This window comes from Lactococcus petauri, from assembly GCF_002154895.1.
Classification (GTDB): Bacteria; Bacillota; Bacilli; order Lactobacillales; family Streptococcaceae; genus Lactococcus; species Lactococcus petauri.
The window spans coordinates 200,334-221,279 of the sequence record NZ_MUIZ01000002.1 but is presented as its reverse complement, the minus strand read 5'-3'; the positions used below and the strand labels follow the sequence as shown (position 1 = coordinate 221,279).

17 protein-coding genes, 1 riboswitch and 1 other annotated feature are annotated in these 20,946 nt (G+C 37.4%); of the genes, 2 read left to right on the top strand and 15 right to left on the bottom strand.

Annotation, left to right across the window (positions count from 1 at the left end):
• Window positions 1-5 precede the first annotated feature (5 nt).
• The 4 genes from BZZ03_RS03735 to BZZ03_RS03725 form a co-directional block, all read right to left on the bottom strand.
• The gene (locus BZZ03_RS03735) at window positions 6-1,313 is read right to left on the bottom strand and encodes a PTS sugar transporter subunit IIC (RefSeq protein WP_086582551.1); all 1,308 of its coding nucleotides are present in this window, start codon (window positions 1,311-1,313) and stop codon (window positions 6-8) included.
• Window positions 1,314-1,625: 312 nt separating this feature from the next.
• On the bottom strand, window positions 1,626-1,760 hold the full coding sequence (locus tag BZZ03_RS12345; protein WP_259294796.1) for a hypothetical protein: 135 nt from the start codon (window positions 1,758-1,760) through the stop codon (window positions 1,626-1,628).
• 11 nt (window positions 1,761-1,771) lie between these two features.
• Complete coding sequence (locus tag BZZ03_RS03730; RefSeq protein ID WP_198943945.1) at window positions 1,772-4,342, bottom strand: LTA synthase family protein; 2,571 nt, start codon at window positions 4,340-4,342, stop codon at window positions 1,772-1,774.
• 97 nt (window positions 4,343-4,439) lie between these two features.
• Window positions 4,440-5,945 (bottom strand): flavocytochrome c, encoded by a 1,506-nt coding sequence (locus BZZ03_RS03725; RefSeq protein ID WP_086582550.1) that lies wholly within the window; start codon window positions 5,943-5,945, stop codon window positions 4,440-4,442.
• 473 nt (window positions 5,946-6,418) lie between these two features.
• Between BZZ03_RS03725 and BZZ03_RS03720 the strand changes: the two genes are divergently transcribed.
• Entirely contained in the window at window positions 6,419-7,579 is a 1,161-nt protein-coding gene (locus tag BZZ03_RS03720) for a hypothetical protein (protein WP_019293462.1), read from the top strand.
• Window positions 7,580-7,695: 116 nt separating this feature from the next.
• Here the strand turns inward: BZZ03_RS03720 and BZZ03_RS03715 are convergent, their stop codons facing one another.
• The 5 genes from BZZ03_RS03715 to BZZ03_RS03695 all read right to left on the bottom strand — a co-directional run bounded on the left by BZZ03_RS03715 (window position 7,696) and on the right by BZZ03_RS03695 (window position 14,692).
• Window positions 7,696-8,031 (bottom strand): DsrE family protein, encoded by a 336-nt coding sequence (locus BZZ03_RS03715; protein WP_019292332.1) that lies wholly within the window; start codon window positions 8,029-8,031, stop codon window positions 7,696-7,698.
• Window positions 8,032-8,045: 14 nt separating this feature from the next.
• A complete protein-coding gene (locus tag BZZ03_RS03710) occupies window positions 8,046-10,247 on the bottom strand; it encodes an ATP-binding cassette domain-containing protein (RefSeq protein ID WP_086582549.1) in 2,202 nt (733 codons plus the stop codon).
• A 276-nt stretch (window positions 10,248-10,523) separates the two neighbouring features.
• Window positions 10,524-11,387 (bottom strand): PRD domain-containing protein, encoded by an 864-nt coding sequence (locus BZZ03_RS03705; protein WP_019293461.1) that lies wholly within the window; start codon window positions 11,385-11,387, stop codon window positions 10,524-10,526.
• Window positions 11,388-11,398: 11 nt separating this feature from the next.
• Window positions 11,399-12,853, bottom strand: a complete 1,455-nt coding sequence (locus tag BZZ03_RS03700) for a glycoside hydrolase family 1 protein (RefSeq protein WP_086582548.1) — start codon at window positions 12,851-12,853, stop codon at window positions 11,399-11,401.
• Window positions 12,854-12,874: 21 nt separating this feature from the next.
• Window positions 12,875-14,692, bottom strand: coding sequence for a beta-glucoside-specific PTS transporter subunit IIABC (locus tag BZZ03_RS03695; protein WP_086582547.1), 1,818 nt, complete (start codon window positions 14,690-14,692; stop codon window positions 12,875-12,877).
• Between the two features lie 322 nt (window positions 14,693-15,014).
• On the opposite strand from BZZ03_RS03695, the gene BZZ03_RS03690 reads away from it, so the two are divergent.
• A complete protein-coding gene (locus tag BZZ03_RS03690) occupies window positions 15,015-15,362 on the top strand; it encodes a VOC family protein (protein ID WP_086582546.1) in 348 nt (115 codons plus the stop codon).
• 41 nt (window positions 15,363-15,403) lie between these two features.
• On the opposite strand, the gene BZZ03_RS03685 is transcribed toward BZZ03_RS03690, so the two are convergent.
• The 6 genes from BZZ03_RS03685 to BZZ03_RS03660 all read right to left on the bottom strand — a co-directional run bounded on the left by BZZ03_RS03685 (window position 15,404) and on the right by BZZ03_RS03660 (window position 20,903).
• The gene (locus tag BZZ03_RS03685) at window positions 15,404-16,078 is read right to left on the bottom strand and encodes a 5' nucleotidase, NT5C type (protein WP_086582545.1); all 675 of its coding nucleotides are present in this window, start codon (window positions 16,076-16,078) and stop codon (window positions 15,404-15,406) included.
• Window positions 16,079-16,278: 200 nt separating this feature from the next.
• Window positions 16,279-16,644, bottom strand: a complete 366-nt coding sequence (gene rplL, locus BZZ03_RS03680) for a 50S ribosomal protein L7/L12 (protein ID WP_004257497.1) — start codon at window positions 16,642-16,644, stop codon at window positions 16,279-16,281.
• Between the two features lie 78 nt (window positions 16,645-16,722).
• Window positions 16,723-17,238: a 50S ribosomal protein L10 gene (rplJ, locus tag BZZ03_RS03675; RefSeq protein ID WP_004257506.1), complete on the bottom strand. Its 516-nt coding sequence runs from the start codon at window positions 17,236-17,238 to the stop codon at window positions 16,723-16,725.
• Window positions 17,239-17,272: 34 nt separating this feature from the next.
• Window positions 17,273-17,399: a sequence feature (ribosomal protein L10 leader region), on the bottom strand.
• Window positions 17,400-17,531: 132 nt separating this feature from the next.
• Complete coding sequence (locus tag BZZ03_RS03670; protein WP_019291903.1) at window positions 17,532-18,116, bottom strand: ECF transporter S component; 585 nt, start codon at window positions 18,114-18,116, stop codon at window positions 17,532-17,534.
• A gap of 100 nt (window positions 18,117-18,216) precedes the next feature.
• Window positions 18,217-18,333: riboswitch (FMN riboswitch) on the bottom strand.
• 57 nt (window positions 18,334-18,390) lie between these two features.
• Window positions 18,391-20,448, bottom strand: a complete 2,058-nt coding sequence (locus BZZ03_RS03665) for a cation:proton antiporter (protein ID WP_086582544.1) — start codon at window positions 20,446-20,448, stop codon at window positions 18,391-18,393.
• 8 nt (window positions 20,449-20,456) lie between these two features.
• Window positions 20,457-20,903, bottom strand: coding sequence for a hypothetical protein (locus tag BZZ03_RS03660; protein ID WP_086582543.1), 447 nt, complete (start codon window positions 20,901-20,903; stop codon window positions 20,457-20,459).
• Window positions 20,904-20,946 lie beyond the last annotated feature (43 nt).

Sequence of the window (20,946 nt, the reverse complement as noted above, 5' to 3'; positions counted from 1 at the left end):
TAAATCTATGCTCCTTCAGTTTCAGCAGCTGCTTTCTTTTCTTCTTCAAGCATTTGCTTGTCATACATTTTTACAAATGGATAATAAATTAAGCCAGCAATAAAGAGATTGACTAAAACAAGAATAATTGCACGCCAGTCATTCCCCGTTGCCATATAAGCACCAATTGGAGCAGGTAAGGTCCATGGCACATTGGCCACAAAACCATTTACCAATCCTAATCTGACAGCACTGTAAGAAACAATCGTTAAGATTATGGGATTCAAAACAAAAGGAATCGTAAAGACCGGATTCATCATCAAAGACATACCGAAGATTAAAGGTTCGTTGATATTAAATAGCCCTGGTACAAAGGTCAGTTTTGCCATATCTCTCAGATATTTGGCACGACAAATAAAGAGCAGGAAAACAAGAACCAATGTTACACCCGCACCGCCCATTGTGACAAACCATTGATAAAATTGCTCTGGTGCGACATAAGGAAGTTGTGTCAACGGAGTTCCATCAGCCATAGCAGCCATATTTGCATCAAGCATCATGAGCCACATCGGACGGACAATGGAGCCGATAATGTTCATTCCATGAACACCAGCCGCCCAAAGCAAATGGATAAAAATCATAGGTAATAGAGCGCCAAACATATTATTGCCCATCAGATCAGCAATTGGATTGAAAATGCTCATGATAAAGGCATTAATATCAAAATTGAGCATTACACGTACTATCCAGAGAAAGATAATAATAAATCCGCCTGGTAATAATGCTCCGAATGAACGACCAACTGCTGGTGGTACTCCATCAGGCATTTTAATCGTGATATCCCGTTTGATGAAGAAACGATAAATTTCCACGGCGAAAATCATTGTTAGAATCGCAGAGAACATTCCTGCACCACCTAAGTATTGCATAGGCAGGACCCAACCAATCGCCGCTTCGCCTGCTTCAGTCAGTACAGTATCGACATTTAAAGGGATTGTTAAAGTCAAAAAAGCTGCTAATGAGAGAACGCCTCCTGTGACACCATCTAAATCATAAGACTTAGCCAAAGAATCCCCCATGGCAAAGGAGGCATAGATTGCCATTAAACCCATTGTAATCCGAAAAGGAATTGTTAAGTTGGCTGTATGTGGTGCTAACCATTCCGCCACAGCCGGAATCGGAAAATTGGCGAAAACCATGATGAAAGAGCCTATCAGGATAAGGGAGAGTGTAGAGATAACCCCGTTACGTATAGCAACCATATGGCGTTGCATCCCAATTTTGGTCATAGGTGGCATCAATCTTGTTTCAATCCACTTGAGAAATTTTTGCATGTTTACTCCTTTAAGTAAATTTTATTTCATATCAGCTGTAAATCCAGCTAATAATGATCACTTGTTTAAATAAAATATGCGCACGTTCATCGGCTCAGCCACTAGCGATTGACTCCTTCTTTTAGGAAATCAGCAAAACGTACATGTCTATTCAGCAGAACAATATTTCTTTGAATACCCTTTCATTATATATTAATTGAAATTATATTTCAATCAATAACCAAGATTTCACTTTGTTTATCCCTGGATGACATTTTTAATAAAAAAGCTTTAACCCTCTTGTTAAAACTTTCTCTTCTATAGAAATTACCTTCACCCAAAAAACAAGTAACTCACCGCCACAGATAAAGCAATCAGGACAATATCATGAACAAATAATCCAATGGTCATCTTTCTATGTTTGCTCTCCAACTTTTCAACTCTGTCTTTTAATTTTTCTGTTTCCATGTTTCTCGATTCTATTCTGATAATTGAAAGAAAGAATCACTTTCCTTTAAATAATGTTTCCCTGCCGTTAAGTCGTATTGAATGATTTCTAAGTCCTCCTTATATCTTTGCTGCGCGTTATTAAAAGTTAATTGTGGAGCTAATGCAGAGTTGTATTGCGACGGAATCTCCCACATCACTTTGGATAGAAGAGCATAATATGGAGAAACTTTTGCCCCTGTGCTTTCAAGCAAGGCTGGGGCGAACTCTGCTGCATTTATCTCTTCTTGTTTATTGTGCATATTCCCTGTGTTGCTCCAGATAAAGTAGTCTGTCTGATAAGCTTTTAAGGGCTCAGCTTTTAGACTTGGATAATGAGTCGGAAAGACATTGGAAAGATGATCGCCATAAAAAACAACGTTAATCTTTTTGTTGATTTTCTGTAGCTTTTCTAAGAAATTTTGTGTTTCTTTATCCGTATCAGAAATTTTCCGAACATAGTTTTGTAAGAATTTATTCTGCTCTTCATCATAACCATCGCCAGTCGCTTTGATTGTTGAGGCGCCTGAGTATTTTTCATAGGACATGTGGTTTTGCATGGTGAGGACACTAAAGAATTGCGAACGTTCAGGATCTATCTTGGCTAAGACCTCTTGATAAACTTGCGCATCTGTAACGTAACCATCCAAAGTTTCTTGATTGGTCAAGATATCCCCTTGTTCAGTATTTGAGAGCGCATAGAAATGATCAAAACCAAGCTTTTTATAAATTGTATTACGGTTATAGTTGGCAGCATTTTCTGGATGCAACGCAATTTTTTCGGAAAATTGATTTGAAATGGAAGGGATAAAAGGCATACTCGGAAACACGTCTGAATTAATGGTCGAGATATTGCTTGAGTAGTTTACCATCGGCAAACCACTCAAAGATTGTGCTTCCATATTGGCTGTGCCACCCGCAAAACCATTAGAGTACATCAAACCACCTGTTGCTTCTGCTTTTATCTTGTCAATATTTTTTAGAGGATTTTCTGAGAGATTTGCACCTTTAATACGATTTGGATTGGCCAAGGATTCACTTAAGATATAAATGACAGTTTGATCAGATATGTCTTCTGACCGTTTTTCATTAATTTTTTCCGCTTCCTTGCTGTAACGCTGGACAATTTCTTTAAGCTTTGATGGACTGTATCCCTCAGGCTCTTCCATAGTTTTTCCGTATATTTTCTTGAGCCAGACATATGACAGAGATTTGTCTCTAGCAAGTTTGGGCGAGCCGCGCCACAGAAGGCTTTTGTTGTAACGCTGTATATATTGACTAAGGATGGGAAAGTTAATTTGTTGTTTGGGTTCATTCAGATTTTGAAAATTTTGCATGATTGGAAAGAAAAGCAAGATGATTCCTAGAAGCACCATCGTTCTTACTTTCCAAGTCATCATTTTGCCCTGGAAAAACTTTCTGCTCAGTAGAACAGTGAGGAAAGAAATGCTGAGGAGAGCAAAACTAAAGACTCCCAATAACTTCCCATCTATAAAAGAAGCCAAACTCTGCAGATTAGATAGCCAAGCAAGTTCAGAAACGTAGATAGGCTCCTGACGCACTGAAAATTTTATTGCATTGCCAAGACTAAAGCCACCAAAAATAATGATAATTATCGCTGTCGCAATCATATAACGATTCACCACCATATAGATGAACATAAAGATCAACATTAATATCAGAATCTGAAAGAGATTAATTCCTGTTACAACATATCCATAGTACATTCGTCCTTCATTTACACGCATTGAAGCTTGGATAAGGAAGTTAAAAACAAGGGCCAATAAAAAACTACTCGTTAAAGCACCTGAAAAATTAATATTATTGGTCGTCAAGGCTTGAATACCCTTGACGATAAAGTAACTTAAGGTGCCGATAACTATAAAAATCAAGACTAAATTTCCTAAAAGTTGGATAAAATCCTGACGTCCAAGGATGCTCATATCAGCATAAATCAAACGCAATGGCGCAGTTGAATCAACTGGAGCAAAAATAATATTCCAAACCAAACGTGCGACTAGATGATCCGTAAAAGCAAGAGCCGTGAGCACGGCCCAATAAAAGTGTTCCTTTTTTAACTCGGCTGTGACATTTAAAAGTTTTGATGGAATCTTTCCTTCTGGTAGATCAAGCACTAAACGAAGGACAAACAAAATGATCAGGACCAGAGGAAGATACTGCTCTACTAACAAGCCTAAGTTTAAAGAGCGATAACCAATTACAAAATGAGTGTTATTTAAATTCTCCATAAAAATCATGTAGAGGTGAAAAAGGTAATAACTAAGAAATATAAAAGGAAGAGGTTTGATATTTTTCCAGTTTAAATATTTACTTTGAGAGGAATCATTTTCTTTATAAATTAACCAAAGCTTTTTATTTTTGATTAAAATGAGTGCCAGATAACCAAAACTTACTGCGCCTAAAAAACGATAAATCATGAGCACCCACAGAACAGGGGCAGAATAATGCACTTGTTCTGGTAGAATATTGTCAAAGATAAGAGAGGACAACCCGATAAAAAGGGCAACTTGTGCGATTACTTTCAGGATGGTGTTTGTTTTCATTGTTACACTTTCTTTACTTTATAAAGTGAATGCTATATCAGAAAAGAAACTATTAAAAAACCAGAATCATCATTCATCTGGTTTTTTAGAACTCATTCTATTCTGCTTTTACATACTCTGCTGCTTGGAGTCCGGCTTGACGTCCAAACACCATGATATCCGCAACAGCGTTACCACCAATACGGTTTTGTCCGTGAATACCACCTGTTACTTCGCCTGCTGCATATAAGCCCGTAATTGGAGAGCCGTCTTCTTTCAATACTTGAGTTTTAGTATTAATTTTTACACCACCCATTGTGTGATGGATACCTGGAGCAATTTGGATTGCGCAGAAAGGTCCTTCTTTCAAATCATAATCCATAGCAGTTTTACGACCGAATTCCTTATCGGTTTGTTCCGCAACCGATTGGTTCCATTTATCTAAAGTCGTTTTTAAAGCTTCGGGATTCATGTCAATTTTTTTCGCCAACTCTTCAATAGTATCCGCTTCGACTACAACACCCTCTTCTCTATAGTGTTCCAATTGTTTAGCTTTTTCTGCTAACGCATTATCAAAAATCAGGTAAGCATAGCTTTCAGGCAAAGCAGTAATTGCAGCTGAAACATTATCACGAGTCTCTAGTTCATTAAAGAAACGTTTTCCTTGTTGGTTCACAAGAATAGCTCCTTCACCTCGTACAGTTTCCGTAATCAACATGCCTGTATCTTGAACAACAGTTGGGTGAACTTGGATTTGATCCATATCGACAAGTGCACCACCAAGAGATTTAATCATCTTGATGCCATCACCGGTACTCCCTTTAGAAGTTGTGCTGACATAACCTTTAAGATCCGGGCGTTTTTCTTCAATCAATTCCTTATTAGATCCAAAACCACCTGTAGTTACTACGACTGCATCGCCAGCAATTTCCTTTTCTTGCCCTTCAATTTTAACCTTAACACCTGTTACTTTTCCATCTTTTTCATTGATTGCTTTCACATCAGCATTTACAAACAAGGGGATTTCTTTCTCTTGGATGTTCCTTAGCAAGCCATCTACTAAGTAAGTACCAACTGCTGAGCCATCTGTAGGACGATGGATACGTTTAACGCTAGCACCGCCACTATAGCTGATATTATCTAAGGTAATTCCCATTGTATCTAACCAATCAATGGCTTCAGCAGAATTATCCACCAAATAGTGCAACAAGTCTTGATCATTAGTGTTATTACCACCCTTTAAGGTATCATCAAAAAACAGTTGGTTTGAATCTTTAATGCCTGCTTTTTCTTGGAATTTAGTTTCTGATGCATTCATTCCACCGGAAGATTTCAAAGTGTTTCCCCCAGCTACAGGCATTTTTTCTAAAATAACCGGATTCATGCCTGCCTCTTGTGCCTGGAGGGCTGCGGCCATCCCAGCACCACCTGCTCCTACGATGACAACATCATAACGATCTTTGAGCTCAGAGGCTGGTGTATAGCTTACTTCTTTAGTGGCTCCTGCAGCAGTATCTGCTTCTTTTTCCGGCTCAGAAGCTGCTTGGTTGTTCCCACATGCGACTAAGGTCAGAGATAAGGCTGCAATTCCAAGGACAGCTAGAAGTCTACTTCGGCGTTTCATTGATTTTTTCCTCAATTTCTTTCTTTATTAACTTTCTTCATCGACGAACATTACTTTTGTTTCTTTTAAGTTACATCAACTGTAATCAATAGTAACATTTCTTAATGTTATTGTCAAAGTAGATAGAATTAAAGTATTGGCACATTCATGAGACATCTACATTTGAACACTATTAAATTTTTGATGTTATCTCTTCTTCTAAGGTTATTTTTTAGGATGAAAAACAATTAAACACACAGAAACCCTAAGCAATCTATTGCAGATAGATGTCATAAAGTAAGGTATACAATGCAGTAATTTTCTCTTATGTCTTGCAATTTGTATGGAAAAGATGCACTTTTTAATTTTGTGAATAAACCGGCAAATTCTTGCTTTTTATTTTTTTTTAAGTTAGAATTAAAGTGTCGAGGTTTGCGAGCGATTTCATAACCACTCCCAAACTCAATTCAAATTTATTATTTAGGAGAATCTAAATGAAAACCACTAAATTGGCTTCAATCGTAACTTTGTCAGCAGCTTCAATCTTCTTGCTTGCAGCATGTGGCAACAACAATGACTCAGCAAACGGCAACAACGATGCGAAAACTGAACAATCTGACAGCAGCAAATCAGCTGATGCCTTCACAGGAGCAACTGCTGGAGCAAACAGTTTCGAAGATTTACAAAAAGGTTTGTCTAAAAACGGTTCATGGTTGGCAGCAATCACAAAAGATATGGATGCTTCAGGTAAAACTTTGACTGTTGAGGGTGTTTATGCTAGCAAAAACCAAATTGCACGTAAATTTGCAGCTTACGCACAAGATGCTGATCACGTTGTAACTGACCGTTACACTTTGACTGTTGATAAAGTTGAAGTAAAATCACCTGGTTTCAAGCTTTCTAATGGTACAATTAAAGGTGATGTAGCTGTCTTCGCACCTGGATTCGGTGCACAAAGCGGTAAAGGTGTTGAAGGTAAAGCAACTATCGACGGTAACTTGACTTTTGCAAGTCAGGACCTCATGGATGCTTATAATAAACTTCCTGAAGAGCAAAAACCAAAAGTAACAGGTGAAACTAAAGTTGTCGAAGGTGAAGTTCTTGAATTCCCTATGGGTGCAATCACTATTGGTGAACACGGTGAAGTAACTCACGAATTTGAAGGTAACGGACCTGATACTCAAACTGGTGCAACAACTGGTACAGATGCAGCTGATGTTTTAGCTTCAGGCTTGAGCGCTAAAGGTGCTTGGTTAGTATCTGGTAACTCAGATATCGATGCGGCTGATAAAGACATCACTGTTGATGGTATCTTCATGAACGAGAGCGGCCAAATTCAACGTACATTGGCATTGATCGCCCAAAACGACAAACACCAAGTCACAGATTCATTTACTTTGACTACAAAACGTTTGATCATTAAATCACCTGGCTTTGACCTCGAAGGTGGTAACATTAAAGGTGATGTTTACGTTGCAGAAAATGCATCAATCAAAGCTCGCGATATGAAAGGTACAGATGGCAAAACAATCCCATCTGAAATCAATGGTAACCTTTACTTCGCAACTCAAGAACAATTGGATGCCTACAAAGAATTGGATGCCGCTAACCAATTTAAAGTTTCTGGCGAAGTTGCTGTGAAAACTGCTGAATAATTAAAAATAAAAGATCTCATAGGAGGTCTTTTTTATTTCAAATATACTATATAGCTAAAAAAAATCATCCCGATAGTCTGGGATGATTTTATGCTCTATATTGAAAGTAAAGTATCTCATGGTTTAACATATGCAAAGCCTGAGTTCTGTTTTTGGACGAGTTCCACAATACCAGCGGGCACAACTGTACAACCTTCTTGTAGGCTTTCTACTTTGTATCCTCTCATGTTTAAAGAATTTTGGCAAACGGCAACTTTGACGTCTCTTTTGAAGACTTCCACAAGATCCACTGGTGAGGACTTCAGTACCATTTCTACTGCTTCTCCATTCACTAAAATCTCAATCTTGCCAGGTTCTTTATTCTGAGTGAGCCATTCTTTGAGATTCTTTACGTTAGAGAGGAGTGTGTTCCATTTGTTGTTTTCATCAATATGCAGAATAACTTGTAACATCTTTATTTCTCCTATTAGATATATTGGGCAGTAAGTGAAGCTGAACAATTTCGTAACCCAGCTGGCGGTCCTGCGTAAATCACTTGGCCACCAGCTGAGCCACCTTCTGGACCTATATCAATAATCCAGTCCGCCTGGCGAATGATATCTAACTGATGTTCAATCACGACCAAGGTATTGCCTTGGTCAACAAAATGTTTCATAATCTTCATCAGACGGCTAATATCAGACAGATGCAGACCTGTTGATGGTTCATCCAGAATAAAAAGATTTCCTTTTTGATAAAACTCATTAGCCAACTTCAAGCGCTGACGTTCACCACCAGATAAAGTACTCGTTGGCTGTCCCAATGTCAGATAACCAAGTCCTACTTCGTTCATAGCTTTTATTTTTTTCTTAATCGCTGGAGCAGACTTGAAAAAATCCAATGCTTCTTCAATCGTTAAGTCTAGGACTTCCGTAATATCTTTTCCTTGATATTTAAAGGCTAGAGCTTCCATCTTGTAACGTTTCCCCTGACAAACTTCACAGGTTTGTTTCACTGTTTCCATAAATGCCAAGTTAGATTCGATATAACCTCTACCTTCACAAGCGGGGCACGCGCCTTCGGAGTTGTAGCTGAATAGACTAGGCTTAACTTCATTCACTTTTGCAAAGGCTTTTCTGATGTTATCCATAATGCCTATAAAAGTCGCTGGATTCGAACGACTGTTGGCAGCTAGACTTGCTTGTGTCACCATAATAGCTTCTGGATAAGTTGCTCGTAAAGAATGCTCTACAAGTGTTGATTTTCCTGAACCAGCTACACCGGTCAAAACGGTGAGAATCCCTTGAGGAATATCAAGATGTTCATTTTTAAGGTTGTTAGCGTTTGAAATTTCTCCTTGATAAAAGTGAACAGGATGTCTTGGTTTTTCGTTAATCGTTGTCATCTTAGAAAGATATTTTCCCGTTAAACAATCAGATTGAAGAAGCTGCTCATAGCTTCCTTCAAACATAATTTCACCACCATGTACACCAGCACCAGGTCCAACTTCTATCACCCAATCAGCAATTTTGATGACATCCGGATCATGCTCAATAATAAGCACAGTATTTCCTTTATCTCGCAACTTTGTAAAGATGCTATTAATACGAGCCACATCCCTCGGATGCAGACCAACAGAGGGTTCATCAAAAATATAGAGCATATCCGATAGCGCGTTATTTAAATGCTTTACTAATTTTACACGCTGAGATTCTCCACCAGATAAAGTCGTCGTTTCTCGATCAAGACTGAGATAACCTAAACCAAGGTCGATCAGATGATCAATTTGTTGTTTAAGGTGTTCTGTTCCCTCGTGTGGAGCCAGAGCATCACTTAAGTCTGTCAGCTCCATACTCATCAAATCCGCAAAGCTATAGCCAGACCAGCGCACTGCTAGCGCTTCTTGGTTTAAACGTTTCCCTTGGCAGACTGGACAAACTGCTTCATGCGTGTAAGTCGCAAGTGTCTTTTGGGCACCTGCAGACAAGTCACCTTCTTTTTGCAAGAAACCACGATTAAACTTGTCAACTATTCCCTCGTAGGTAAGATTGTATTCGCCCATTTTGATTTTGCCGACTTCTTTGCCGTGATATAGGCGATCCAGCTCCTCTTCTGTATAATCTTTCAATAATTTTTCACCATCAAAAAGACCATTCTCTACATACATTTTGGTGATTTTTTGGTAAGGCTTAAAAAGAACTGCACCATTATTAAGTGAGCGTTCTTTATCAATAAAAAGCTCCATTTTCAACTCTAGTTTTTTACCAATACCTTGACATTCTGGACACATGCCCGCTGGAAGATTAAACGAAAAATGGTCTGCTCCAAGCTGGGGGCTTCCTCCACCTGCAAAAAGTTGACGAATAACAGGTGCAATATCAGTGATTGTCGCAAGAGTCGAGCGGGCATTGCCCCCTAAAGTTTTTTGGTCAATGACGATGGAGGCCGGAAGATTTTCAATCCGCTCCACATCAGGACGTTCGTATTTGGGCAGAAACTGTCGAACAAATGCCGGCAAGGTTTCATTTAAGAGGCGTTGTGACTCATCGGCAAGAGTATCAAAAACAAGGCTTGATTTCCCAGAGCCCGAAACACCAGTAAAGACTGTTATTTTCTTCTTGGGGATTTCAAGCGATACATTCTTTAAATTATTGACCTTATCTGCAATGACACGAATCGTATCAGGCATCGTTTTCTCCTTTTTCATAAAGTCCGCAGACAAGAGCCTGCAAACTATAAAATTCAATTTTTTGGGGGTTGCTTAAGTCCTATTCTATCATTTTTTTAGTTGTTTTTATCTGATTTTCAGGTTACTTAAAATATAAAACCCTCAGCTGTTTGAATAGCTGAGGGTTTTTCACTTTACTATTGTTGTTTTATTTTTACAGTTCTTTTTTATTTCTTGTAGCGCCAAGAATATCCTTCTTATCAGACTTTCTACAAATACAAATTAAGAGTTACACTACTATTTTTTATCGTTTTGCTTTTCTATTTTATGCGAATTAAGTAAGCGATTGATATGAATAGTTAAATAAGTGATTTCATCTTTTGTGATTTTTTTAGAATAAATGGCTTCGATATGGTCTTTAATAAGAAAGGATATCTCTACCGCTTGGGGATACATCATAACTATTTGCTCGAAGAGCTGGTTGTTGCTTTCATCTAGAAGACTATCACTAAAAAATCGCTCTGCAAAAAATTTTAAATGTGTAATAAACCTTTGATAGTTTACATTATCTGTATCTATTTCTTCACTAATGCTATATCGTATAATACTATTGATGGATGATATGAGTTTTGCATAGTTCATCCCATCTGCTTGAAGCCCTGATTTGACTTGAGCATTGATAATATGAAACGCGATATTTGCAGCTTCTTCTTGCGGTAAAACCACGCCACACTCTTTTTTTAAGATTTTTAAGGAATATTCTCCCAACTTAAACTCTTTAGGATAATAAGTTTTTATTTCCCAAAAAACCCTATTTGTTATAGATATATTACTTCTAAATCGTTCTACTGCAAAGTTTAAATGATCACCAAGCATAAAGTATATACTAGGATTGAGTTTGCAGTCTAATACACGCTCAGCTTCTGAAACTATTTCTCGAGTTATTTCTAACAGTTCTGGAGGAATAGCTTCTAAAATTCCCATATATTCCTTTAGATTTGAACTTTTTAAGGGAATAAACGTTTGATTAACTGTATCTTCTTCTACAGCTGCTCCTATTTTTTTACCGTAACCAATCCCTTTGCCTAAAAGTATGTACTCTATGCCTTTATCATCAGTCGCTAGTACAGCATTTGAGTTCATCGTTTTTTTTATTATCAACAGATGTGCTCCTATTCTAACTTCTCACCATTTGTTTCAATAACTTTTTTATACCAATAAAATGAATCTTTTTTATATCTTTTTTTACTACCCTTGCCTAAATCATCTTGATCGACATAGATGAAGCCGTATCTTTTACTCATTTGTGAGGTCGAAACACTAATGGAATCAATTGGCGCCCAGCTCGTATATCCTATGAGTTCTACTCCCATATCTACAGCTTTTTTCATTTCTTCGATATGTGATTTCAAATAAGCGATGCGGTAACTGTCTTTAATTGTATGATTATCTTCTAGATTGTCAATTGCGCCCATACCATTTTCAACGATAATTAAAGGGAGATTATAGCGATCATACAGCTCTAACAATGATATTTTCAATCCAACTGGGTCAATCTGCCACCCCCATTCGGTTGATGATAAATATGGGTTTTTCACACTCATAATAGTATTGCCGGCTGCTTTTTCTTTTTGCGGATCTGCGGATTCTGTTCGTGACATATAATAGCTAAAGGCTAAATAGTCAGCTCTTCCCTCTGATAAAATACTTTCGTCATCCTCTTCCATTATAATATTAATCTTTTTATTTTTTAAGTCTTGCAGATACAAACGGGGATATTTTCCAAAAATCTGTATATCTGCATGAGAATAGTTATCTAAATTACGTTCTAACGAAAGTAGTACATCTTCAGGATGACATGTGTTTGGATACGTTGTTAGTTTGGTCAACATACATCCCATCAAGCTTCCAGAAATTAATTGGTGGCATAGTTTTGTCGCTTGAGCTGCTGCGATATACTGATGATGAAGGGCTTGATATACTGCTTCCTCCAAACTATAGTCTATACATTTGTCTGGCACTATTCCAGCTGTAATAAATGGATGACGTCCTACGCTATCAATTTCATTAAATGTCAGCCAATATTTCACATATTCGCCAAACTCTACAAAACAAACTTTGGAATATTTAACAAACATGTCAACAAGCTTTCTATTGACCCATCCACTATATTTTATACTAAGATGAAGTGGCATTTCATAGTGTGACAGAGTTACGATTGGTTCAATATTTTTTTCTTTTAAGGTTTTAAAAATGGATTTATAATAATTAATTCCCTCTTGATTAGGATGTTCTTCTTCACCCGTTGGGAAAAGACGTGTCCATGCAATTGAAATACGTAAGGTTTTAAATCCCATCTCTGAAAATAGTTCAATATCTTCTTTGTATTTATGATAAAAGTCTATTCCTCGTCTTTTAGGATAAAATTTGTCATCTTTCGTTTCAACTGCTGTTTTTATCATTTCTGATGTAATGTTATTGTGACCTGCATAGTCGCTCACGTCTAAATCAGGCTTGTACATTGCTACATCAGCAACCGATAAGCCTTTGCCGTCTAAATCCCATGCGCCCTCAACTTGATTGGCAGATAGTGCCCCACCCCAAAGAAAGTTCTTTTTAAAACTCATAATTATCTTCTCCTTATTTCATTATACTATGGTCAACAAATTTTCAAATTTATTGACTTCATTTTGTTTTGTTATATTTATTTTAATTGGATTTGGTTTGGTAAAGATAAATACAGTTGTCGGGTCAAATCCTGCTGCTTCAATTTTCTTGATGTCAAAGCTGACCAGCAATTCTCCAGTTTTTACTTTGTCCCCTTCAGTTACATGTACATTAAAATATTTTCCTTCTAGATTAACCGTATCAATTCCAATATGAATTAAAATTTCTTGACCATTATCTGTTTCTAAGCCTATAGCGTGTTTTGTTTTGTACACCATTTTAATGATTGCATCACTTGGAGCGTACACTTCACCTTTATTTGGTAGTATTGCGACGCCATCCCCAAGTAATTTAGCTGAAAACACATCATCATTTACTTCTTCCAAAGGAATCAAAGTTCCTTCTACTGGCGATTTCAAAGTCGTTGTATTTGTACTTTCTATTTTTGTTTTTTCTGTAGTGGGTTCTTTCCATAAAATAAAGGTAGCAATAAACGAAACAATGAAAGATATGACTAATCCAATAACCGCATGAAGCATGTTATTTGCCAATCGCTCTGATATAAACATAGATAATGTAGCAAGTCCTGGACCAACTGCAACATATGCTTCTACAGCCATCAATCCTAAGGATGCACCGCCAATAGCACTCCCAATCATTACCCCGTACAATACACGTTTATGTAAAATTGTCACACCATATAAAGCAGGTTCAGTAATACCAAACAGTGCCGAAATCCCTGCAGAAAGAGCCGTTGAACGTAAGTTTTTATCTTTTGTTCTTAATGATACCGCAAAATTTGCTCCGGATTCTGAAATATTGTGCGCAAGAGAAGCGGCGTTATAGATAATTTCTTTTCCAGTTTGTCCTAAAGATGTAACAACATAAGGAATCATTGCCTTGTGCATACCTGTAACCACCATAAAAGGTAAACATGCAGCTAACACTGCTACGGCAATCCACCCAAATTTACCAAATAGGAACATTATTACTGAGGCAAATCCTTGACCAAATGTAAATCCTAAGGGACCTAAAATAAACAGAGTTAAAGGCACCACAATGAGCAAACTAAACATTGGAACAAAGAATGTCCGTACCACTTTGGGGACTATCTTTGTAAAAACCTTTTCGAGTTGGGAATAACAGATAACAGATAATATGGCTGGGAATACTTGATAAGCATAATTTATATTTGTTAAGGGTAGTCCAAATAATTGTGTGCCCTCTGTTAACATGGAGGTTAGATCAGGCGTTAATAGAGCACTCACTGCAGCAAGGGCCACAAGTGAATTAGATTTTAATTTATTTGCTGTAGTTACAGCAACCAATAAAGGAAGAAATCTAAGTGGAGCATCCCCTATGAAAAATAAGATTTGATAAGTTGTGGAAGCTTTATCTAATAAGCCGAATAATGCAAAAAGCATAAGAAAAGATTTAAGAATCCCCCCTCCAGCAATGGCAGGAATCAAGGGTTGAAAAATACTAACAATAAAATCTAAAACTTTTGCTGACAACTTCATGTTCTTTTTCTTTGCTGTATTTTTTTCTTCCTCACTGTTTGACCGCAGCTTATTTATCTCATTATATATTTCTACCACAGAATTACCAATAATAATCTGAGTCTGTACATTCTGAACAACTCCTAGTACTCCCGATAATTTTTTCAATCCTTCAACATCGGCTTTGGAATCATCAATTAAAGTAAACCTTAATCTTGTTGAGCAGTGTTCCAGCTGAGATATATTAGAATTAGTTCCGACTAGTTCTAATATGCTCTGTGCTAACTCTTTTGCATTCATGGTTTGTCTCCCTTAGTGTTAGTATTAGCATCCTACATGAAAACACAAAAAAACCGAACCAAATAAAAAGAATATAATTCTTTAAATCTAATCCGGTTATGCCTGCATTATCAGTTACATGCCATTTATTAAGTTAAGTAAATGATATCACAAAAAAATGTAAACGTCAACATATAATAAAAATTTTTTCCTGAATCTCAGTAAACTTCTCCTTTCGGAACAGCTTCTTCTACTTTGCTTGGAGGATTACCCACAAATCATTGGTAAAGCAACCAAGCGTTTTGTACAATAAAATAATAAAGAATAGAAAGTGAGTGCTATCATGAAAATTTCAATTAATCTTTTTGTGCAAGATATCAAACAATCGCTAAAATTTTATCAAAATGTTTTCGGAGCAAGCATACAGGATGGATGTCATTTTAAAATAGAAAATTATCCCTTTACTTTAGCTGAAGTAAAAGAAAACACCCCGAAATCTCGAGGCGGTGTTGGTCTTTGTCTGCAAATCTATTTGAAGGATATTGACAACATTTTAGCGCTGGCATTTAATAATGGCGGACAAGTGGTTGCTCCCGGTACGCCTGAAAACCCTTCTTTCATTGCTCATGGCCAGCGTGTCATTAATATCGAAGATCCCTCAGGCCATATCTGGTCTGTGACAGAAATATGAAAGTAAACTCTCTCAGCACTCAAGCAAGAAGCTCCAAACAGTTATTCCAGTCCTACTTTATAGCGATAATCATATTCTGTGGCACCACGGTTATAGGGCGCTGAGACGAGCACGGCTTTTGTGCGTACTTTATGATTTTTAATGGCTGCAATGGTTTCCGGTTTGTCATCATAGAACCAATCAATATCCAATCCAATAATTAACGGCAGTTTCTCCTCAGTAAAATAAATTTTGTCATAATAAATACCGAAACGATTAAGTGATTCTATCGTTTCTTTAGCATAAGAAACATGACGTGCTGTAATCAGTACTATTTCTGCTCCGTTCAAATGTTCTTCTGCCAAATCTTCGACCATCTTGCGATTTGGTGTACTTTCTCTGATAATTTTTCGCTGAATGTCTTCATCCATTGTTGCATAATAAATCAAGTCATAGTCAATAGCTTCCATCGTTTCAATATTTAAGTTAGTGCCCAACTTTTGATTGGTACATTCAATGGCTTTCTTCATAGAAAAAATTACACCATCAAGATCATAGCCCATCACTTTACGGCGTGGAAGATAACGCACTTGACCAGTTTCGTCACGTAAAAACTGCATGGTAACATTCACCCCCTCAATCTCTTCACCTGGCAGCTGATGCTGTGGTGCTAACTTGGACTCCTCCATAAGTAAAGAAAGCAATTCTTTCTTAGGCAAGTTGTATTTATCAATCATATGCACTCCTCTTTGTATTCGAATCAGTTTCTATTATAAATCTAGTATAACAAAAATATAATTTCTCACGTAAAAATACAAGGGAATAATTGTGCCAACTCACTACATAACGATATAAAAAAACAGCCAATAATGGCTGTTTTTTTATTGCAATCTTATCCAAAATATTGGATGCTTGCATCTAAATTGAACTTAAATGATTATTTAAGTGTGATTGAAGCACCAGCTTCTTCCAATTTAGCTTTGATTTCTTCAGCTTCTGCAGTTGCAACGCCTTCTTTGATCATTGTTGGTGCGCCATCAACGAGTTCTTTAGCTTCTTTCAAGCCAAGACCAGTGATTTCACGAACAGCTTTGATTGTAGCAACTTTTTTGTCGCCTGCTGCTGTCAATTCAACGTCAAATGAATCTTTTTCTGCTGCAGCTTCGCCGCCAGCAGCTGCTACTGCTACAGGAGCAGCTGCAGTTACGTCAAATTTTTCTTCGATTGCTTTAACGAGCTCAGAGAGTTCGAGGATTGTTGCTGTTTCAAGTTCAGCAACGATGTTTTCAATGTTCAATGCCATTTTGATTCTCCTAGTAAATTTTAGTTTGTTGCGTAAATCCGCCGATATAAAATTTGCTTACTGTCATTCCATATGGAATTAAGCAGCTGATTCTTCTTTTTCTGCAACAGCTTTGACTGCGAGAGCCACGTTGCGGACAGGTGCTTGAAGCACTGAAAGAAGCATAGAAAGAAGACCGTCGCGGCTTGGAAGAGATGCAATAGCTGCAACTTCTTCTTTGCTTGTAACTTTTCCTTCGATAACACCAGCTTTGATTTCAAGTTTGTCTGCTGTTTTAGCAAACTCGCTCAAAATTTTAGCAGGGGCAATAGCATCTTCGTTTGAGATAGCTACTACTGATGGGCCTACGAAGCTGTCGTTCAAACCTTCGAGTCCAGCTTTTTCAGCTGCACGACGCAAGATTGAGTTTTTAACAACTTTGAATTCCACACCGGCTTCACGCAACTCTTTACGAAGTTGAGTGTCTTGTTCTACAGTTAAACCACGTGAGCTTGCAACAACGATAGATGTCGCAGCTTCGAATTTTTCTGCAAATACGTCAACCAACTCAGCTTTCTTAGCAATAGTTGCTTCGTTTACTTTGTAATCGCTCATTTGTTTACCTCCATTTTATTTTGTTCGTAGGAATTTTTACAAATAAAAATCCCCACGACCAAAAGACATAGAGAGTTCAATCATTGTTTAAAATGTTTGTCCTCGGTTGGATGCTTATGACTTATGTCCCCAACTGTCTTCGGTCAGCCCTTTTCAGAACTTCTATTAGTATATCAGATGTTTTTAAAAAATGCAAGGGAAAAATTAATAAAAAAACAAAAAAATGACCATTAACGAAGTCATGATCATTTTCTCTTTCAGTTTGCCCTGAGTTATAGGCTCTATTTTTCTGTTTAAGCATTAATAAATTTGATGGCTTTTGATCCACGGAGGGCCCAATACAGTAAAGCAAAGCTTCCTGCAAAAATGAGACCTTGTAGAATATTAAAGACAATAACAGCACCAATATAAGCTGAAATACCACCAGGAAACATTGTAGCGATATCAAAATTAGCAAACATTGCGTAAAGGGGTATAGCGTATACATAGTTAAGTACTACCTGCAAGACAGTTAAAGCCAATGTCCCCAAAATGGCTGCCATAATATAGTTACGCAAGCTAAATCTGTGACGGAGAAAGAACCAAAGTACCAGCACAAAGACAGTAACTGTCAAAATATTCATTGGTAAACCAATATAGGTATTCACTCCGTCACTATTTAAAAGTAACCACAAAAGCGAACGAATGATAAGAATAGCAAAAGCACTGCTTAAGCCAAGCATAAATAGTCCAATCAAAATGGGCAAGATTGTGAAGTCAATCTTTAAAAAGCTTGCACTTGGCACCAAAGGAAATTGGAACATTGGGTAGGACAGTACAAAAGAAATTGCACTGAGCATTGCGATAAGTGTGAGTCGACGTGTTTTTGAATTTGACACGAAAAAACCTCCAAAATAGAAAATAATATTTCTTCATTTTGAAGGGAGTTTTTGAATATTGACGAAAACGGACTCAACCCAAAAAGAGCTGGTCTTATTTCTTATTCTTCTCCCATCCAGACTTTACTGTCGGTTGTGGAATTACACCACATCAAGCTTTTCAGCTTCGCGGACTTTAACCGCCGGTCCCGAATTTCACGGTGCCCTGAAGATACGTTTATTATATCACAAAAAATTATTTTTGGTCAAAAAAAAGAGCGCTCACACGCTTTTTTTATTTTCTTTTTCTTCTTTTGCGAAACTCAAATAAATCGTAAAGGAAGGAACGGTGATCGCTTGCTAAGGCATATTCTTCCAAAAGATTAACGGTTTGGCGTAATTTTTTAGCTTCATTAAGCGCAATTCGTCCTGTATGCTCATATTCGAAAATCACCTTACGCTCTAAATAATAGGCTTCCATCAATTCTTCTATATTCGTCAATTCTGTAGCTACACGAAATCCATTAACATAGTTCCAGTTACCTTGAGCAATATGTTCTGCTTGACGGAAGCGTTCTGCTTGGAGAAAGTCAACAAGTTGTGCATTATAGATTGTCCCTAAATTTTCCAAAAGTTCAAGAACAAGTTCTGTATTATCTAAATAAAGATTACTAATCTCTTGGCGCGTTTCTTCCATATCTTCAACTTTTGGACGGGAAAGTTGGAAGTCAAAACGAGAAATACGTGTTTTTAGAACTTTCAAAGCCCGCAAAGTAACCACTTGGGCAAACTGGATACTCGAAACCAAGTCATGTGCCAAATCTTGCTCCAAAGTATGTATGTAGCGATGGTAGGTGCGATAAGTACGCATCGAGATTTTTTCTTTCTCCAGCGCATCTTCAAGCCCTTCAATTTCTACACGGATAATTAATAATTGCAAGGTGTTAAAATTTTCTGTAATTCCAGCACTTTCTTGCTCTACAATGAGCTTCTGAATCCGGTTTTGATAATCAGCAATCACAAGGTGATAGCCATTTTGCGCTTTCTCAGTAATTCTTTCCCGTAATTCTTGCACAACGTCACCTAAAATTGCGATAACTGCCAAATTATTGACCGTGCGTTTTTTCTCAACTGCAAAGTAAGGCAAAGTCAGCAAACTCACAAGAAAGCTTAAGCCAGTAACTGAGGCGCAAAAAAAGATTAATAGATTGTTGGTATTATCAGCAAGCCGAGGTAAAAGGAGTATGGTCGCAATGGAAACCGTCCCTTTTGTACCAGAAAAAGTCAACAATAACAATTCGCTCCAATAAGAGTGAAAGATTTCTCCCTTGTCTTTGACAGTCACCAAATAATAAGACAATAAGATTAAAAATCTTAGCAAAAATAGGGCAAAAGTCAAAAGTAGTACAACAAAAACCAGCCAAAAAACGGAATATGTCCGATCAAAAAGGAAAGGAAAAACAAGACTATGCAACTCAATCCCAAGGAAAATAAAGACACTTGAATTCAGCATAAACACAATCGTTTCCCATACACTATTTTTGACACGCGTCACTTGTGCATCAAACACAGTAGTTGGTCGAAAACCATTGGACTGGAAGATACCAGCAACAACAACGGCGATAATTCCCGAAACGTGCAAAACCTCGGCCAAAGCAAATGCTGCAAGCGGCATTACGAACTCCAGCATCAAATAGCCACTGACATCACGCGCATCGACATCATCAAGAATTTCTAAAATTTTATTTTTAAAAATCGAAAGCCCAATACCAATAGCAAAGCCACCTATAATGGACAGGATTAAATTAAGGGTTGCCTGTGGTAAAGAAAAAGTCCCTGTTACGAGTGCAAGCACAGCAATCTGGAAGGATACGATACCAGATGCATCATTAAAGAGTCCCTCACCCTGGAGAATATTCATGATTCTTTGAGGAAATACAAAGCGGGTCGATAGCGTACCCACAGCAATTGCATCCGTTGGGGCTAGTGCAGCTCCTAAAGCCAGACAAGCTGCTAAAGGAATGCTCATATAAAACAGATGTAAAATGCCACCTAAACCAAGAGCTGTAACAAAAACCAGCGGGAATATAAGCACAAATATCAAATGTCGGTGTTTAACAATCCGTTTCACTTCTGCTTCTGTACTCTCTCGAAACAAGAGCGGCGCAATGATGAAACCAAGGAAGAATTCCGGATCAACGTGAAGAAATTCTGAAATACCTCCAAAACCAAAAAGAATCCCTATGAGAACTTGCACTAAAGGCAAGGCTAACTTAGGGAAAATTTTATTGATAACATTTGAAAAAACTAATGCGAGCAAGAAAATGATCACATGAAGGATAGACTGAAGCATATAACTCCTTAAATATCATTTCTAAATCGTCTTTGTTTCTCTTGAATTTTCTTGTCCAACTTTGAACAGTCCTTATTATTCATGCGTAGACGACAACGTTTAAATTCCAGTTCTGCCAACTGACGTTTGATTCGTTCTCGTTTTGCAGCACTAAATTCATCTTTTTTAACATATTCTAATTTTTGAAGCATAAGTTCTTTTTTCTCAGCTAATGCTTCCAGATGATGCTGAATATTCTCACGTGAGAGAGCATCTGTTTGATTGGAGAGAGTGCTTTCCAAAGCTTCTCTTTTATTTTCAATTTCTGTTAAATGGGCTTCAATTTTTTTGATTTTATCTTCTTTTGATAAACTCATGAAAGCATTCATCTCTTGAGCTTCCTTATCTTCATTATCGCCTTCAAGATAAGTCTTTCGAAGCTGTTTTAAGCGTTCTTCAAAAGTCATTTCAGTCATTTCCGTACTCGTCCTTTTTTCATTGATTATTGTCTGAGATGCG